At 45.8% G+C, this 18,532-nt stretch carries 15 protein-coding genes and 1 pseudogene; 4 read left to right on the top strand and 12 right to left on the bottom strand.

What is annotated here, in order from left to right; translation table 11 throughout:
* The 5 genes and pseudogenes from UF75_RS26460 to UF75_RS17655 form a co-directional block, all read right to left on the bottom strand.
* Window positions 1–951 (bottom strand): annotated as a pseudogene (locus UF75_RS26460) (hypothetical protein); the annotation flags it as partial.
* Window positions 929–1,645, bottom strand: a complete 717-nt coding sequence (locus UF75_RS17645) for a hypothetical protein (protein ID WP_045575896.1) — start codon at window positions 1,643–1,645, stop codon at window positions 929–931. The gene UF75_RS17645 and the pseudogene UF75_RS26460, both read right to left, overlap by 23 nt.
* Window positions 1,620–1,769: a hypothetical protein gene (locus UF75_RS28455; protein WP_156146497.1), complete on the bottom strand. Its 150-nt coding sequence runs from the start codon at window positions 1,767–1,769 to the stop codon at window positions 1,620–1,622. The genes UF75_RS17645 and UF75_RS28455 overlap by 26 nt, the downstream gene beginning before the upstream one ends.
* A gap of 48 nt (window positions 1,770–1,817) precedes the next feature.
* Entirely contained in the window at window positions 1,818–2,186 is a 369-nt protein-coding gene (locus UF75_RS17650) for a hypothetical protein (RefSeq protein ID WP_045575897.1), read from the bottom strand.
* Window positions 2,187–2,200: 14 nt separating this feature from the next.
* On the bottom strand, window positions 2,201–3,094 hold the full coding sequence (locus UF75_RS17655) for a hypothetical protein (protein ID WP_045575898.1): 894 nt from the start codon (window positions 3,092–3,094) through the stop codon (window positions 2,201–2,203).
* 195 nt (window positions 3,095–3,289) lie between these two features.
* Between UF75_RS17655 and UF75_RS17660 the strand changes: the two genes are divergently transcribed.
* Both UF75_RS17660 and UF75_RS17665 read left to right on the top strand, forming a co-directional pair.
* A complete protein-coding gene (locus UF75_RS17660; RefSeq protein ID WP_045575899.1) occupies window positions 3,290–3,826 on the top strand; it encodes a flavodoxin family protein in 537 nt (178 codons plus the stop codon).
* A gap of 170 nt (window positions 3,827–3,996) precedes the next feature.
* A complete protein-coding gene (locus UF75_RS17665; RefSeq protein ID WP_045575900.1) occupies window positions 3,997–4,920 on the top strand; it encodes a TIGR01777 family oxidoreductase in 924 nt (307 codons plus the stop codon).
* A 22-nt stretch (window positions 4,921–4,942) separates the two neighbouring features.
* On the opposite strand, the gene UF75_RS27385 is transcribed toward UF75_RS17665, so the two are convergent.
* Window positions 4,943–12,487 carry a GNAT family N-acetyltransferase gene (locus UF75_RS27385; RefSeq protein WP_348983073.1) on the bottom strand — a complete coding sequence of 2,515 codons (7,545 nt, stop codon included), beginning with the start codon at window positions 12,485–12,487 and terminating at the stop codon, window positions 4,943–4,945.
* Window positions 12,488–12,726: 239 nt separating this feature from the next.
* Window positions 12,727–13,092, bottom strand: coding sequence for a TnpV protein (locus tag UF75_RS27390; protein ID WP_082075212.1), 366 nt, complete (start codon window positions 13,090–13,092; stop codon window positions 12,727–12,729).
* Between UF75_RS27390 and UF75_RS29650 the strand changes: the two genes are divergently transcribed.
* Complete coding sequence (locus tag UF75_RS29650) at window positions 13,091–13,327, top strand: hypothetical protein (RefSeq protein WP_082075213.1); 237 nt, start codon at window positions 13,091–13,093, stop codon at window positions 13,325–13,327. The two genes, UF75_RS27390 and UF75_RS29650, sit on opposite strands and share 2 nt — an antisense overlap.
* A 138-nt stretch (window positions 13,328–13,465) precedes the next feature.
* The gene (locus tag UF75_RS27400) at window positions 13,466–13,738 is read left to right on the top strand and encodes a hypothetical protein (protein ID WP_082075214.1); all 273 of its coding nucleotides are present in this window, start codon (window positions 13,466–13,468) and stop codon (window positions 13,736–13,738) included.
* A 116-nt stretch (window positions 13,739–13,854) separates the two neighbouring features.
* Here UF75_RS27400 and UF75_RS17675 read toward each other — a convergent pair whose 3' ends face one another.
* The 5 genes from UF75_RS17675 to UF75_RS17695 form a co-directional block, all read right to left on the bottom strand.
* Window positions 13,855–14,046: a hypothetical protein gene (locus UF75_RS17675; RefSeq protein ID WP_045575901.1), complete on the bottom strand. Its 192-nt coding sequence runs from the start codon at window positions 14,044–14,046 to the stop codon at window positions 13,855–13,857.
* Window positions 14,047–15,057 (bottom strand): ParB N-terminal domain-containing protein, encoded by a 1,011-nt coding sequence (locus UF75_RS17680; RefSeq protein WP_052693401.1) that lies wholly within the window; start codon window positions 15,055–15,057, stop codon window positions 14,047–14,049.
* Window positions 15,047–15,844, bottom strand: coding sequence for a ParA family protein (locus tag UF75_RS17685; RefSeq protein WP_045575902.1), 798 nt, complete (start codon window positions 15,842–15,844; stop codon window positions 15,047–15,049). Before UF75_RS17685 ends, UF75_RS17680 begins: the two co-directional genes overlap by 11 nt.
* 127 nt (window positions 15,845–15,971) lie before the next feature.
* Window positions 15,972–16,694 (bottom strand): recombinase family protein, encoded by a 723-nt coding sequence (locus UF75_RS17690; protein WP_242860312.1) that lies wholly within the window; start codon window positions 16,692–16,694, stop codon window positions 15,972–15,974.
* 300 nt (window positions 16,695–16,994) lie between these two features.
* Window positions 16,995–18,532 (bottom strand): AAA domain-containing protein (locus UF75_RS17695; RefSeq protein WP_045575903.1); only part of this gene is annotated, 1,538 nt, incomplete at its 5' end.

The raw sequence follows: 18,532 nt of genomic DNA on the forward strand, positions 1-18,532 counted from the left end.
AAGCGCAGTTTTATCCAGATCGCCCAATTGTCCGGCGGCAATGGCAAGGGTGTAAATCTGATTTAACTCAGCCCGATTAAAAAGCTCTGCCCGGTTTTCAGGCAGAGCCAACAGGTATTCCAGCAGCCGTTTGTCTTCGGGTGCCATGCCGAAAATACCTTTGTGAAAGATATGATAGCTGATTTCATCGGTGCTGGTGACAGGTTCCCTGATGTTGTCTTTGGACAGCATGTAAACGGGAACCTTATGCTCCAGGGCGTCAAAAACGTCTCCGGGTGTGGTGAATACCATATCGTCACGGGTGTAGCCGTAGCTGTGGAAGCGTTTCTTTACCATGGCGGCAATGTATTCGTTCAGGTTTCCGGCGGTGGTATTTAATATTTGTATCTGCCTTGCTTTGCACAGAACATCTTGCAGCCGCTGTTCATCACCCACCTCATAGAGTAGCGTTTCAATCTCACCGTAACGCTGGCCGATGCTGTTCCAGTTAGTGTTGTACTCGTCGATGTCAAACTTGCGGATGTATCCGTTGTTGCTGTCGGGGTGCTTGAAAACCGCCTCAACCGATTGTGCGTTGAAGCAGTTTTTCCGCACATCCTCGATATGCGTTTTGTAGTCCAGCTCAAAAACATGGCCGACGACAGCTTTGTCCTGCAAGGCTTCGATCTCTACTGCGAAGGCTTTGACGTTTTCGCTGGAATGATTGTAATAGTCCCAGGTGTTAAAGGCGTGGGTGTTTCGGATATAGACATCCCGGTCTTCAAAACACCAGGTGCCGAACCCACGGGACAGCCACAGGAAACATCGGCTGCCGCGGCTGTCCTCCGCGGCTCTTTGCAGCCTTTCGACGTCAAACTCAAAATCGGACTGATAATGCTCAGTGTTGTGCTGCATGATTTTCCGCAGGGTGTCTATCACATCCACATTCTCAAATCTCATCATCGTACTCATCCAGTTCCTCCTGTTCCTGTGAAAGCTCGGGATCATCTTCATAAAAACGGCTGTATCCCTTTGAGCCATATTCACTGACGGCTTCTGCTTTCAAAAGGTCTTTGCCTTTCAGATAATCGAAGCAGGAGAGGATGATTTTCATCTCATCCTCTCCTGCTTCCCGTTCTTCACCTTTACCGTAGGAAAAGGTATGGGACTGAATAAAGAAGTCTTTTCCACCGTTGTCATAGTGGCGCTCCATAAAGTCGATGTAATCATCTGTGTTATAAATCATCGTGTCATGGGGATTTCCAGGTATAAAAAAGGTTACAATCTGACTATCGTTGTTGTTCAGGGTGATTTCAGAAAATTCAATTTTACTGTTATCTGCGGTAATCAAATCGTCTAACTTTGCTTTTTGGTACTCGCCGAATTCGTTATCATATTTCCAGCGCCATACAATGTTCATACTGTCAGGCGTAATGCCCTTACTCTCCAGAAACAGGCATTGCTGTTGAATCTTTAAAAGCGAATTTCTGGCGTCAAGTGAATTTATCCACGGGCTTGAATAATGCTCAACTGCTTTCCCTTTGAACAGGATGTATCCCTCATGGTCCTGCGTCATGTGTTCGACGCCGTGAAGAAACGGCTGTTTATATTCGCCGCCTATAACTTCCTCATACAGCTTGTTAAATGCCCTCGATGCCTCTGTCATTCAAAAAACCGTTCACAGCCATTTCGGTAATCTTTAAATGAGTTGGACAGAGCAGATTGCCGTCTTGCGTGTTGTGTATGATTGCGATTGCTTTATCGAAAATGCTTAGGTTTGTTTCAGACATTATTTTCCTCCTTCCTTTCATAAAGCTGGAACCTGACACTTGTTGCCATTAGTCCACCTCCAGTTCTTCTTCAATTTCGGTATATGGCTCCGAGGCGAGTTCACTTTCCGACAACAGGCGGGGAATATTAGCGCAGTGCTCCGGCAGGCTCTGAGGCTCACTGGTTTGTGCGTTACAGGTTTCGATGACCATGCCGTAATCAAGCTTGGACAGATTTACTTCGCCTTTCATATAATCTTCCTTGAATTTCATAAAACCGACCGTAGCGGTTTCGCTGTCATAATCCATATTGCCCGCCCTTATTTCACCGCCGATAACTGCATACATCGCTTCCGCATCGGTGGTAGCGGCGATCAGCCTGCCGCTCGCGTATTCCTTCCACTGGTTGCAGTTGAAAATCAAATGAATCGTCTGCACAATATCCCTCCCGCCTACATTCCCATTTCTTCGTCAAGCTCATCATCAAAGCCGCAATCAAGCTCGTCCTCATCCTCATTTTCCTGAATTTCCTCCAGGATGTCCTCCACGCTGGCGTTGTCCCAACGGTCTTGCAGAATTTCCACAATGTCCTTGCATTCATTGGGTAGGTGCTCTTTGATACTGGCCTGCACGTCCCGAAAATCGCCCAGGAAACCCCAGCAGCTATCTATTTCTTCTTCCTGTTTATACAGCCTGAATCCGTAGCATTGGCCGGTAAGGTAGAAGTCATAGTCTTTTACTTCACCGTTCAGCAGCTTTTCAGCCTTTTTAATGGTTTCAGGCGTAACCTCTCCAAATTCCTCCTTTATCTTATCGTGGGGAGCATAAATCCACCCTAAGAGGCCGCTGTCCCAAGGGCAGCTAAATCCGGTCGTGTTTACCGTCAAGCCGCTATGGTCGTACACATAGACTGGTAGGATACAGTATGCCTTTTCAGCCAGAGTCTTCAAATCCTGCCACTGCATTTGTTCTAAAATCGCTTCGCTCAGTTCCGTTTCGTTGCCTTTTAATGGTGCGGAGAGGGTATATTCGGTATACCACTTCTTGAAAAAATCAGAGTAAGAATTAAGCTCCCATTCATGAGCGGACTTGTTATATTCCAGCTTCAAGCCATCCACATTGCCATTTTTAATATAGGAAATAACATCTTGATCCGGGATACTGTCCTGCACCAATTTTTGAAAGAATTCTTCTGCGCCATCGTAGTGATGTTCGTCGCCCAGCATGTACCGCTTGTGGAAGCAAACCATTGTACCGAAATTGTCCCATTCTTCGCGCGGATTTATCGGTTCGTCATCTGGTACAACAAACAGGGTGTAGGGCCTTTTTGTTGCCACCATCGGCATGGATATCACATCCTTTCTAAAGAGATATAGTTACAGATCTTTATTAACTTTGAATACAAAAAAGCCGCCCACATGGTAGCAGCTTAGTTCGTTGAAGAAATTTTATTTGATATTTATGGTATAATTAGTTAGTCGCTTGTGGCACAACAGTAGGATGATACGAAGTAAAAAATATATATTTTAGGGGGAGTATTAATGAAGATATTGACTCTTACTGGAAGTCCTCATTCGCAGGGAACCACAGCATTGCTGGCTGATGAGGTATGCGCTGGTGCAAAGGAAGCGGGTCATGAAGTAGTTCGTTTTGAAACAGGAAAATTAGATATACATCCATGTCTCGGCTGTTTTCACTGTCGCAAGAACGATGGACGATGCGTTTACGATGATGATATGACACAAATTTATCCTCACCTGTTGACAGCTGATGCAGTTATTCTAGTAACACCACTCTATTATTTTGGCATGACAGCACAGCTTAAGCGAACCATTGACCGTTTTTTTTCTGTCAATCCTTTATTACGCAAAACATCAAAACAACTTTTTTTAGTTGCTGCTTGTGGTGATAAAGAGGCATGGGCAATGGATGCCTTAGTGGCACATTTTCAAACCCTAAGCCGTTATTTGCATTGGCAAGAAGGTGGCAAGGTTCTCGCTATTGGTGCATATACCAGAAAAGATGTAGAAGATAGCGATTACCCAATCATGGCAAGAAACTTAGGAGCAGGACTATAACTACGCTTGATGCCCTCTAGTTTTTTATATAACAGCTATGTCGCATTCTTCGTATTTAGTGCATTAATACAGTTCGGGGGAAGTTCAAAGGGACTCCCGTCCATGGTCGTCTCTGAATAAAGGGGCATAGTCCGCCGCCTAACGTTAGACGCCATTTCGGAGGTGGAAAGATGAATGTGTTAATTTTTGGTGGGACGGGTTTCGTCGGAAGAAATCTTATAGGGGAATTACTTAAGAATGGATATCAGGTATATGTTGTAACGAGAAATCCCCAAAAAACTGCCAGCAGCTTTGAAAATATAGTTCAGGTAATAGAATGGGACAATGTTTCTCCTCTATCTTCGATTTCTGAGCTACAGCAAACTGACGTTGTAATCAACTTAGCGGGTGAGTCAATCGGTAATCGTCGATGGATCAACTCAGTGAAAGAGGAGATTTTAGCAAGTAGGATTAGAACTACTAGAGCAATTGTTACGGCTATCAATAATGGTACTATTCAGCCAAAAGTTCTAATTAACGCTTCAGCAGTTGGATATTATGGACCCCGTGAGGATGATGAGCTAACAGAGTCAGATGAAGTTGGTCAGGATTTCCTAGCTCAAGTTTGCCGAGATTGGGAAAAAGAAGCATACAAGGTTCAAAATAATTTAACCAGAGTTGTAACTATTCGGATTGGCGTAGTTTTAGGAAATGAAGGCGCACTAAACAGAATGGCATTTCCATTTAAAATCTACATAGGAGGCCCAATGGGTACGGGAAATCAATGGCTCTCCTGGATACACATCCAAGATTTATCGAGAATGATAAGGTTCATAATCGACCATCAGGAGGTAGCTGGTCCTATAAATGCTGTTGCACCAGAGCCAGTAAGAATGAAAGATTTTTGCAAGATACTAGGCGAAGTTCTAAATAGACCATCATGGTTACCAGTTCCAGAGATTTTGTTGAAAATAGTATTAGGTCAAATGGCGGAGATGTTATTACATGGACAACGGGTTGTTCCAAAGAAAATTCTCAGTGCTAATTTTGAATATAGGTTTTCAAAATTGAGGGCTGCTTTAGAGGATGCTCTGGAGAACCAGAACGGACAATAAAAGCAAAGCCTGGGAAAGCGGTTTAAGCATATTCCGCCTCCCAGGCTTCTTTATTACAGGCCTTCTCTGTCTCAGCCGCGGTGTTTTCGTCAAATATGACTTCCTCTTGTTTTTGAAGCTCCTTAAACTCCAGCCTGGTATTGATCTCTGCCTGCCGCGCCGAATATTCGTTCAGGCGCTGTTCATACTCAAAGGGCTTTTGGACTTCCTTCCTGGCTTCTTCAAGCTGCGTTTGGGTATCCGACAGCTTTTGCTCCATATTGGTCAGCACCGCCGGTATCTTTTCAACCACGTTTTCAAGCCTTATGATATCGCCGAGCGGTGAGTCGCCAAGGTTCGTGCTGTAGACGTTATCACCCTTTATCAGCAGTTCCAGTTGGTCAAAAGCGTTTCGGCTGAGGAAAAGGTGGAAGCCCCTATATTCACCAACCGCTAAAGGTTCGCCTTTTACCGCAAGGTCGTTTAGCTTGGCAAGCAACATGAGCTGCTCTCCAGCCTTGACACGCTCATCATAGGTTTTGCCATCAATCACCGCCGAAAAGTCTTTCCCCTCGGTTTTCTCCCGCAATACCACATCTTTGCCAATACTCGCAATCTTTTTCTCACAATAGGCAATGGTATCGGGGTATTGATTATTAATATTTCGTCCCAGGGTCAGACGTTCATTGTTCCAGTTGCCTTTTAACAGCTTCAGTCGTATAACCTCGTTGTCCACTTCCATTTTTTCTGCCAGCAGAGGATTGGAGGTCGCAATCGCCTTGACCTCGGCAGCGGAAAGCACCGTTTCATCCATATCCTCACAGGAGCGGGAAATGCTCTTGCCCGTCATCACCTGTGAGATGTACTTCAATTTTTGCTCCTGAATCTGCCAGAGATAAGCATCAAACGTACCCTTCGTGACATACCGCAGGATTTTGACAACAGGGTTTTGATTGCCCTGGCGAAGTATCCTGCCGTCGCGCTGCTCAATATCCGATGGCCGCCACGGGCAGTCCAGGTGATGGACCGCAACCAGTCTGTCCTGTACGTTGGTTCCCGTGCCAAGCTTGCTTGTGCTGCCCAGCAGGATTCGGATTTCACCCATGCGCACCTTTTCAAACAGGTTTTCTCTTTGCTCGTCGGTTTTAGCGTCATGGACAAAGGCGATTTCATCGGCCGGCACACCTTTTTCCGTCAAACACCTTTTCATTTCATCATAGACGTTAAACTGTCCGGGCTTTGGCGTACCGCTGTCGCAGAACACAAGCTGTGTCAGTCTTTGCTCAGAGCTTTCTTGCCAGATATCAAAGACGTTTCCAATGGCTATATTCAATTTGCTGTCCGGGTCATTAGGTGCATCTTCGTAGACCAGGCGGGGATCAATGGACATCAGCTTCGCTTCACCGGTGAGTTTGAGCATGTTATCTTCATCTGGCTCAACTTCACGGTTTCGGATTTTTTCCGCACGCTCCACAAAGCTTTCCATAATCATCTTCTGGAAGGGTGTCGCTTCGGTGGCAATAATGGTGGCCTTGCCGTCCTTGATTTCGGGAACAGGCAGGTTCAACATATCGGCGGTCTGGATATCCGCCACAAGCTGAAAGATGTTCATCAGTTCCGGCAGGTTGTGGAATTTCGCAAAGCGGTTGCGCATACGGTAGCCAGAGCCTTCCGGCGTGATTTCCAGGGACGATATCACTTCACCAAAGGTTGCCGCCCAGGAATCGAAATAGTTGAGTCCCAATCTTGCCAGCATCTGTGGCTGCAAATACCGATGCAGGACGTACATTTCACTCATGCTGTTGGAGATAGGTGTACCGGTAGCGAATACCACGCCTTTACCGTTGCCCATTTCCTGCAAATACTGGCATTTCAAAAGCATATCCGTCGCCCGCTGACTTGCGGATCGGCCAATGCCTGCCACGTTGCGCATTTTAGTGTAGGTAAAGCAGTTCTTATAGGCATGGGCCTCGTCCACAAACATATAATCCACGCCAAGTTGCTCAAAATTCAAAAGGTCATCCTTCTTTCCCTCTGCCGCCAGCCTGTCGAGGCGGGCTTTGAGGTTATTCTGAAAGATGACCATTTGCTTGATCGCCCAATTTTCTCCCTTTTCTTCTTTTATCTTTTTGATGATATAGGAAAGCTGGTTGATCTCGTTATTGATCTGCGCTTCCTGCCGTTCTTTGGAAATAGGTATTTTTTCAAACTGGGAATGGCCGATGATCACCGCATCATACTCACCCATAGCGATTTTGGAAACAAACTTGTTCCGGTTCTTCGCTTCAAAATCTTTTTTGGTGGTAACAAGGATGTTGGCCTGCGGGAAGAACCGGTAAAACTCCTTTGCCCACTGCTCCGTCAGGTGATTGGGCACCACATAGACGGGTTTCTTAATGGCGTCAATATTTTTGAGATACATGCTCGCCGCAATCATCGCCGCCGTTTTCCCCGCACCCACGACATGACCGGCCAGTCCCGTACCGGAGTAGATAACCCGTGCCGCAAAGTTCTTTTGATGGGGTCTTAGCTCCATTTCCTCGCTCATGCCAGGAAAGATAAGGTGGCTGCCGTCATAGACACGGGGGCGAATGGTATTGAATTTCTCATTGTATATTTTAAGCAGGATATCAGCTCTGTCCTTATCCTTAAACAGCCATGAGGCAAAGGCTTCCTTGATTTGAGTCTGCTTTGCCCGTGCAATCATGGTCTCATTGGCATTGACAACATACCGCACCTGGCTTTTACCGTTTTTGTCCACATAGGGGACCGGATCGCGCACCGTGGTGGATTGGAGATTGAGGCAATCCTCGAAAATCTGATAAGCATTGACCCGCTTTGTGCCGTAGGTGTTGTTGACCTTGACGGAGGTGGGCTCCCTTGTCTTTCCGTTGACGCGCCAGGTGGTGGTGTATTCCATATAGTCAACCGTAATTGAGTCCCTCAGATAATCCGTAGTGCCCAAGGTTTCGTGCATGAAATGCTGGAAATACTCGATGGGTATCCAGGGACTTCCGATGCGGAAGTCGATATCGGAGGGTTCCAGCCATTTGGGCTGCACCGCTTCAAGGGCCTGCACGTTTCTCTCAAACAGTTCGGGATATTCTTCAGCCTTCTGTTTGGCATAGAGCAGCTTATCCCGCACCTGTCCGCTCAGATATTCCTCACTCAGTTCCCAGCCTTCATAATAATTGCCGTAGTATTTCTGCGGATTGAGATAGATGCGATCCCCAAGCTCACTGATAAGTTCATCTGCCGATTTACCTGTCAGCTTTTCCAAATAAGGCAAATCAACCTTCATTTTTTGGTTTAACGATATTTCAAGAGCTTCCTTGGCTGTTTCGGCATGGGTTGGACGGCGATAGGACTTGATAGTGGCCTTATGGAAAATGGGGGCCTTGTTCCATGATTTTTTATCCTTGCTCTGATCCTCAATGGAACGGAGCAGAGGAAACTGGTCGTCATCGGAGAATACGGCGATGTTGGCCTTGTCATTGATGGCGCCGCATTGTCTTACAAAGCGGTCGTACACCCCATTCAAGGTTTTCTGCGCCTGCTGCAATTCGTCGGGCGCGTAATCATTAGTCTGAATTCGGATGACTTCCAGCAGCGCCTTTCTGATCTCACACAAGCCCTTGATGCGCTCGGCGCGTTTGCCGGTGTAGTCCTGCGGTATCAGCTTGTTACGCTCGCAGTAGTAAATCTTATCATCCTGCACCACATAGGTATAGTTTTTTGTCCCTTCGGGAGCGTCCAACTCGCCCGCGTTTTCTTCCCCGGCTTCCTCTATTTCCTCAAAGGACTGGTCTGCTTCGGCGGTAAAGGTGGCGTGCAAATTTCCGATGGCTCTATCAAGCTCCGCATAAAGGTCCTGCCCTTCGGGAGCAATACAGGCCGTGCTATCCTCGCGCCCATACATATTTCTGCTAAACTGCATTTCACCCAATACCATCTCCGTATGGTCAATGAAATACTGGTTCATATTCATGTAATCGGGCTTTCTGGAATTGACGAACACCCAATCGGGCAGGAAATATTTATCTACTGTACGCTGAGACTCCAGCTTTTGTAAGATCAGGATGTCCGCCGTAACCTCCGTCCCGGCAAGAGCCTTAAACGCTGTGTTCGGTAACCGGATGGCGCCGATCAGGTCGGCTCTGCGGGCAATGTATTCACGGACACTGGTATCTTTTTTATCCATCGTGCCTTTACTTGTGATAAAGCCGATGATGCCGCCTGGCTTTACAAGGTCAAGGGATTTGGCAATAAAATAATCATGGATCAGAAAATCCTCGTTATCATATCGCTTATCATAGAGCTTGATGTTGTTAAAGGGGATGTTCCCGATGGCAATGTCAAAGGAGCTGTCCTCAAAACGAGTGGTTTCAAAGCCCTGTACCTGGATATTCGCCGTTTGATAAAGCTGCCTAGCGATCCTGCCTGTGATGCTGTCCAACTCCACGCCATACAGGGGCGTTCCTTCATAGCTTTCGGGAAGCACGGAAAAAAAGTTTCCCGTTCCCATGGCAGGGTCAAGTATTTTCCTGTTTTCGCCTCCTGTAAAGCCAAAGCCCTCAAAGGCTTTGTAAATTCGCCTGATGAGCTCCGGTTCAGTGTAGTAGGCGGTGACAACGGAGTTTAAGGCATCCGCATATTCCTTATCATCCAACAAGTGCTTCAATTCGTGGTATTCCTTTTCCCAGCCGCTGGCCGTATCGGAAAAAGCATTGGCAAGACCGCCCCAGCCCACATACCGGGCAAGGACAATCTGTTCATCGGTTGTGGCAAGCCGTTTTTCGCTTTCGATTTTGTTTAGCAGCTTGATGGCCTCCACATTGTTTTTGTACTTGGTTTTCACACCGTTTGGATAGAGGGCATAGTCCTCGGAATAGCGGAAATTGATTTTGACAAGACGGGGTTTTGGAATAAGCTCCGACACCGGCTCGGTTTCTGTTTGGGGTACAGCCGTTTGCACAAAGCTTTTATACGGCTTTTCATCATACAGTGTTTCTTCAATATCCTGCTGCCGATCATGCAGGCCGTTCCAATACGCTGAAATTTCATCGGGTACTGGCTTATCTGCCCATTCGGCTTCCAACTGTGAAAGCTGGCCAGCAATCCAGTCATATTCCTGTTGCAGTTCGGTGTACGCCTCATTCTCCACCTCAAAGGTAACAGCATCTTGCAGGGCAGTACCGTCCTCCGTTGTCATGCCCCATTCAATCTCCCTGTCGGGATATTTGCTTTGGAGCGCTTGAAGAAGCTGTGTTGCCACACCACGGCGTCGGTAATCCTCAAGCACTTCAATATTGCTGATATGAGGGATGCCTTCATACTCGCTGTATTGCAATGCTCCAACGGGTAAGCCGTTATATATTGCTTCGCAAAGGAAATCATGCTGTCCGTTGTGATAGTCCAGATGGGTTTCCCTGATTTCAACCTGTATTTTATCGGGAGCATTGGAAGGGCTTTCTTCATTTTCATCTGTTCTCTCAATATCAAATGAACGGGCAGAATTGGGGTCCTCAAGATATCTCCCCTGGTCAATGAGCTTCTGGATAACTATGGCTGCCCGAAGCCAGATGATTTTTGTTACGTGCTTTTCTCCTTTATCATCAGTCCAGTCAAAAACGATTCCTTTACCGTCGTGGTTTTCAAAGCCGATGCCATGCCTGCCGACAGTATGACCGCCAATACCGTATTCGTTCTTTAACATTTTCTCAAAAGCAGAGCCGGTGGGATGGGTCATGGCAAATTTATAGATGCGCTGTTTGCCTCCGGCGACTCGGCTGCCCTCCAGCAGCACATATTCAATAAGCTCTGCTTCTTTATCCTTCGGGATAGCTTCCATATCGAACAGGTTCATTTGCTTATTGGCAACAGGCTTGGGTACAAAGGGTTCTATTTCGTCAGACCTAGCTATATCCTCAATTTGTGTAAAGTCAGTACTGCCGCGGATACTAGGGTCTTCCTCATAACCTGGCTGCTTTTTCGCGGGCTGCGGGGGATAAAAGCCCGTCGCTTCAATATCCGGCTCGGCGTCTTCCTGCGCCGCTTCCATTTCCTCATGCTCCGCAACCAGTCTGCTAATGTCCATGAGGGGGGTGGCGAATTCTGTCATGTACTTTTGGATGTCGGACTCTTGCAGAGATTCATATTCACCTGTATTGTAGTTCACTCTTGCCACAACAAAGGTGCCGAAGATGGGCTGACCGTTTATCATGCGGTTGATGGGCGTGGTTTCAAAGTCGGCATCATCGGCGCAGATGGCATCTATGCCGTCCCCGATTTCAATGGTGGTAATCAGACCGCCGACTTTTTCCTGTAAGGAGTTGTTTCCTCTTGGGATGGCGGTGAGATGGGGCTTTTTATCCAGTTCCACCACTAGGACATTGATCAATGGCTGCGGTTCGTTCTCTGTCTTTTCTAAGGTTTGCGGCACGGGGAAAGCGCCAGTTTCGATTAGGGTCTTTATCCTTTTAGCAAGCTCCGTCCATGACAACCCGACAACATAGTGGTCAATCAGGAATTCAACGCCGTTATCCTCCATAGCACAGGTGACAACGTGATCGTCAATTCGCGTTTCGCGTTCATCCAGATCCCGGAAATAGTCGGCCATCAGATATTCATCTATTTCCTTGTCATCGGCAAGCTCTGCCGCTATTTCACCATGCCAGCCTTTATGTATGATTTGCGTGTCGCAAAGAAAGCTGTCCACACAGGCATACAGTTCCTGCTCGTCAGGTTTCTCTTTTTCATTGGCGTTGGGAGAAGCGTCACTATCTGTAATGTGCATTTCGTCAATCTCATCGGGTATATTAAAGTCACCGATTCGTTCCACAAGACTTTTCTCCGGAATAGGCGCCGGATATTCGCCTTCGTCAATGAGCATTCTTATGATGTTGGCGATGGTATGCCAGGATATGTGTGTATAGCCGTCCCCGAAGTAAAACGACATCCCGTTCACGCCGCGGTGAGTGGTTTTCAGCAATACGTCCGCCTGATATTCCACGTTGCCGTAGTCCTCGTAAATTTTGGACAGGGCGACCGCCTTGTCTTCAAAAGGCATGTCGGTTGCGAAAAGCTCTTGAATTCTCGCATACATTTCAAGTGGATAAAGATCGGTGCTTTTTAAAATGCCTTCGTAATATTCTCGTACCTGTTCATCCGTGTATTCTACATTTATATAGGAAGCTTTTAGTCCGGCCTGCTTCGTTGCCTCATCCTTGGAATTGCTGTATGCCTCATGGTCGAAGGCTTTGATCTGCCACAGCGCGATAGCGCCCTTTACTCTTGCTCCGCCACCATATACGATGCTTTCAGCAAGGCTGTTGCCCACTTTTTTACCCGCGGCCCTCTGATTGTTCAATTGGTCGATGTCTGCCAGCAGCTTGTGGATGGGGATGATAACCTCATAAACCGCCGAATCCGACATATTTCCGAGGTCGCCGAAGTTTTTTGCCCGTTCAGGGGTATTGGCAAGGTAAACATATCCGCTTGTACTTTGATAGGACCGCCGTCTTGCTTCGCTGGTGGGCAGCAGACCTTCCTCCAAAATCGGAAGTTTTGAACCTGTGGCATGATACATCACGGCATAGGCAGGGAGATAGATATCGCTGTTTGTTTGCAGCCACTCTCGAACAGCCGCCACTTTTTCCGGTGTGGGCACCCCTTCCTCAATGGGAATAGGGAGCACCTTTTCCGTTAGCCTGTCGGCCCACCGCTCCTGTAAGCTCTGTGTTTTTTGCACAAAAAAAGAGCCGTCCGGCGGCGAATCCTGTTCGCTTTCGGGCGGCTCTGTATTTTGATTGTTTGGGGGCAGCGGGCTTACCTCACCTTGAATATGATCTCGTTCAGCACGATTTCCTCCGCTGACGACCGGAGGCTGTTTAAGTGGCGGGTCTTCTCCATGATGTCCTCCGTTGCCGGCATCGGCTCGGCCTCCAGCATCTGTTGGGTGATGTACTCGATTTTCTCCACTGCTTCCCTGTGAACCCGGTGCATTTTCTCCATCAGTGTGCCATCCATTTTCAAAATCATAAACCGCTGGGGATGGTTTTCGTGCAGGTACTCCATCGCCATTCTGCCGTACTTGCCCAGGGGTTGGCTGTCGTCCTCGCTGTTGTTGGAGATTTGAAGGTTCGGGAGCAGCACTCCGTCCTTCTCGGTGTAGTTTATCTCGATTTTGCCCATGCGTCATCCTCCTTTCCCGTTCGATGATTCTGATTGTCCGTTCTATTTCCAAAAGTATGCCTTTGGAGATGTCGGTTACGGTGTGTCCGAGCCTTGCGATCAGCGGAATGCTGTCGAAATGGGCAATGGTCATCATCCCGTCGTCGGTATGGATTTCATCGTCCGCCAAGCTGCATCGCTTGTCGATAAAATAGGTTACACTGTCTTTGATAATCTCCTGGATTTGACTGAGTAGTCCGTCCTGGGGTAATTGTGAAAACAGGTGGCCTTCAATATCAAAGTCAAAATCTTGTAGATAATCGTCCAGGCGCTCGACAACCGCTTCTTCCGCTAATTGGTTCAAGCACTCGGTAAAACCGGAGGATGTAAGATTATGAGCATAGGAAAGGCGGCTGGTCAGCTCTGCTTTCATCTTATCATCAAGCTGCCAGTTTGTTGGTATGATTTCTCGGCCATTGGTCTGAGAGATATCAAACAGGTGCTTGATGGTCAGCCTGGCATTGTCATACTCGCAGACCGCCAGTCCTATTGCACCTTTATTGATGTATCTGCCGAATTTGTTCCATATTGGTGTGGTGGCAAGCATGGTGACGTTTGGATTTTGCGCGTATACCAGCAGGGCGTTGTCAAAGCTGTATTTATATAACCTTGCTGCAAAACCGAGATAATCCCGCCATGCGCCCTCGGTTCGGGTAATGTGGGGCGCTATGGTTTCATAGACCGTCCTCAGTCTTTCATCCTTTCTCAAAATTTCACCTCCTTTTAGTTGACTGGCTCGATTTCCGCTTTGTATCCCCTGGTGCGAGCTACGGTTGTCAAATAACCACAGTGGTTGCAGACCAGCGCTAGCTCCCAATTCTCATTTCCTTTTTCGTCACGGGAGCAGTCGGTGCCGTAGGATACCTCAAAGTCATTGCCTCCGCACTTCGCACAGGTCAAGACATTTCTTGTCATTTAAGCCGTCCCCTCTTTAAGCTTGTTGGAAAAATACCATTCCAGGGCCTCATCAACGATTCTTTCGATCTCACTTGCTTTTGTGTCTGCGGAGAAATACTTGGAATAGACCTTGTGCTTGATTTTAACAGGGGCCGGCGTGGTTGATTTCGGCTTTTTATTGATTTCACCCGAAAGGATTTGATAGGCGGTTTTCTCGTTCAGTTTGCTGCCTTCGGAGTAGCTTCTGAGCATTTCCGCCTTTTTCATATCCACTTTGAATTCATTTTCGGACAGCACCTTTTCAACTTCCTGCTGTTCCGCTTCGACAAGGTAGGAGAGGGCAACGGCAGGGTAAATTCCTATTTGAGAAGCATCAACGCGCCCCTTTAATGCTTGGGTCAATTTATCAATCCGTAATAATCTTGATACGGAGTTTTTGGATAAACCATATTCAATACCCAACTGAACATCGCTGTGCAACTTTTCCCCTATTAGGGGAGAAGTTGATTTTTCTTTGATATACTGCGGATTTTCAAGCATTCTAAGCTCTGCTATAATGTCATTGCGCTTGCCCTGGGAGAACATTTTTGAGTGCCGCAGAGCAAGTACCGCCGCCTTTTCAGACGGCAGCATATCGGCAAAGGAACGCTGCATGACATTGGTTTCAATGACATACATCCATGCTTCTTCGTCCGACAGGTTTTCCTTGATAATAAAGTCGCCTTCGTCAAGCCCTGCAAGCGTGCCGGCGTTCATGCGGTTGTGCCCTGCAAGCATTTCATACCTGCCATTGTCTTTTATACGGGTAATCATCGGAGTCAGGATGCCATAATTACTGATGCTTGCAACCATATCGTCCAACCGCTCACCGCTGTATAGGCGAAAAGGGTGATTGGGGTATGGGTCCACTTGAGAAAAATTCAAGCGGACCACACCACTTTTTATATTGGTTGGCTGGCTCTCCGGCTCCACTGCCATAAGCAGCTCGTCCATTGATTTAATCCGTTTCGGTGCGGGTCTATCCGGCATATCCAATCAACTCCTTTGCAAATTCCATATACGCAATCCCTGCCTTGGATTTGGGCTCGAATTCCAAAATGCTCAATCCGCAGCGGTTGGCTTCGCCCACTCTGATAGAACGGGGAATGGAGGTTTTGAAAACTCTCATACCTCCCCGATATGCTTCATTTACCTCCGCGCAGATTTCTTTGTGCAGATTGGTCTGCATATCGCACATGGTCAGCAGGATACCCTCAAATTCAATTTTGGGGTTAATTCTGCGCTTGATTTTAAGAATGGTTTTGGTCAGGTCTTGAAGCCCTATGGTAGCGTAGAATTCAGGGTTGATCGTGATGAGAACGCTGTCGGCGGCGGAAAGAGCGTTGATTGTCAGCGGGCCCAGGGAGGGATTTGTATCAATGAGGATATAGTCATAATCCCTACGTAAAGGCTCCAGGATACTGAAAAGCAATTTTTCGCTTCCCATCTCCATCCGCAAATTGGATTCAACCACCGACAGATGAATGTCGTTGGGGATAAAATCAATCTTCCCGCGCTGCTGAATATACTTGCTCTCGGGCGGTAGTTCTTCCTCGTCCATTGCCATTGTCATTAAGTTTGCTATCGTTGTATGAATTTTCGAGATATCTTCATTTTCATCTTCCAATACAAGAGAAGCTGTTAAGTTCGATTGGGGATCATAATCAACCACCAAAACTCGATAGCCTAACTCAGCCAGAGTGTAGCTAAGATTGCGGACACTTGTTGTTTTGGATACACCACCTTTCTGATTTGCAACAGTAATTATTTTGCACATCTTCACCTTTCCTCCTTATCATTTAAAATTGCTGATTTTTGCCCCTGAAAAGGGCGTAAAAAAATAGGCATAAATCGGTGGAAACCCGCTTGTTTACTGGGTTCTACTGATTTATGCCTATTATAACTCACGCATTCTTGAGCATGTCCCGAATCGTCTTCGCATTCCAATCATCCTTACCCGTTACTGTTTTAATCCCATGGGGTTCCAGATAAGACTTTATTTGTCCCAGTGACAGACCCTGCAAATATAAGTCAAATATCTTTCTGACCACCTCTGCCTGTTCCGGCACAATTACAATTTCACCGTCCACGCAGGTGTATCCCATGAAATTCTTATACTTAGTGAAGATATCGCCTTTTTCAAACTTACGCTGAAATCCCCACTGAATATTCTCGCTGGTATTCCGGCTTTCGTCCTGCGCCAGCATACCCCGCAGTGTAATCTCGAATTCTTTATCCGCTTCGATTGAATCCAGCTTCTCATTTTCAAAATGCATATTGATTCCTCGCTCTCTTAAAAATCTTGTAATCTTCAAAACCTCCAGTGTATCCCTCGATACCCTGCTGATTGACTTGGTGATGATGTAATCGATTTTGCCTTTCGCCGCTTTCTTGAGCAGCTTGTCCAGACTTTTTCTGCCGCTTCGCCGAAGCCCGCTCTCAATATCATAGAAAACACCGGCAAAAAGCCAATTAGGATTGCTTTTTATTATCTTCGTATAAGTCTTTATCTGAATCTCAAGGCTGCGCAGTTGTTCCGGTCCGGATGTGCTGACCCGGCAATAGGCGGCAACCCTGAGCATCTTATTCTCTTTGGGTTTAGGCGGTATGATTCTAACATTTTTCATCTCAACCTTTCTATTTATTTAACATAAACTGGGTAAGGTCATAAGCACACTAATATTTTACAAAATAAAAGACGTGAAAGATATCCTCCACGTCAAAAACATATTTTCATATCCGTCCTCGCAGACCCTTGATAAATCAGCGTTCTATACGTTGCAACAGGATTATTACCTCCACATGCCTTGGGACTATAATTCGGATAATTATTTATCCTAAAAACTTGTTTTAATCTTTGTTAATGCACATATTTATCGCTATTAGCCTTTAATTTTAATCAGACGCCAATGAGAGATTGTTCATAATTACATAGCATTTGAACTGATACATTTCTTTAGCAGTCCGCTCGCACTGCTTTGGGTATCTTTCAAACAATTGATATCTCCAAACACGAAAAAATTATCCTTGGCGCGGGAGACAGCAACATTCATCAAACTCTTGTTTATATCAATAAAAAAACATCCATCCTGTTTTCCATAAACTGTAGATAATATGATAATTTTTCTTTCTGCCCCTTGAAAAGTATGTACCGTTCCAACACTAATCTTAGAATAATAACCTGGCATTTGTTTTTTCAGTTCTACTTGTATACAATTGACTTGTGCTTTAAATGGTGTAATGATACCAACTAAATTTTCTTTTGCATCTTCAGGATAGGCTTTTAATATGATTTTATAATTACTTTTCAGCCATTCTACGATCTGTTCAGCTTCTATGCGATTTAATCTACTGCTGCCTTTCCTGCTAGAATACTCAGAATCAATTTGCATGAAACCCATTTGTGGCCATTGCTTTATTGCAAGCCTTTCATCTTGTCTTCCTTTTCCTCTCATAGGCTGTAGATTTCCTTTGTATATCAACCTATTGCAGTAGTCAATAATTTCATTATAGCAGCGGCGATGCTCACTTAGAAACAGACCTTTTTCATTAAATTTTTCATATCTACAACACTTTGCTGCAACTTTCATTACGCTGGAGCAGGAGCTATTTAATCCAGTCTGTTCTAGGAATTCGAATTCACTTAGAGATTGTATCGCCCCATTTGACAGTGCCAACGCTTTGTCAAGTGCCCGATTCACAGTTCTTACCGGTTCAATCTGATAAATATCTCCAACAACAATAGACTTTTTAGCGAGAGAAAACGCCCCGGCAGCAATTTCCGGAGATACTTGCCCCGCTTCATCTACAATAAGCAAATCAATATAATTGTATAGAAAGAACTTTTTTTGATCTCCATATGCGAGGAATTGTTTAGGAAGCACGTAAAATGTCATGACTAAACATGGCGTTATCATACTAAGCCGATTATAAAACATGTCTAAAATATTTTTATAGTTTTTGCCCATTTGCTTTTCGGATAGCTCATCCTCTCCATTGACCCATCTGCACTCAAAATAATGTACCGCCAGCCAAAACTCCACATATCTGATCCTTCTATCCAACAAGCCGTCAATATAGTCAATATCAAACTTGTATTCTTTGTCCTCTTTTTCATGTAAAGCTATGTTGTGTTGTTTCAACTGGTCCAACTCGTTATCATATCGGCTTTTCAGTTTTTCAACCGCATCTTTTTTCTTTTTAAGGTCAGAAAGTGTTTTGCTGTACTCGGCATATCGCTGGCTATATTTTTCCTTGATCTCGTCAAAGCTCATATATTCATTTAAAAAGCTCTGCTCTTCGTCGTTTATAAGCAATCTGAATTCCGTTTGTATTTTTCTGGAGAAAATCTTTATAAACTTTAACAGTTTATAGAAAAATGGAATTTTTTTATAGCAGTTTTCCCAATTATGAACTCTCTGGCGAATGTTCGAAATTGCTGCTTGCCTGTCCTCAATTTGCTCTT

The organism is Desulfosporosinus sp. I2 (genome assembly GCF_000960765.1).
Taxonomy (GTDB): Bacteria; Bacillota; Desulfitobacteriia; order Desulfitobacteriales; family Desulfitobacteriaceae; genus Desulfosporosinus.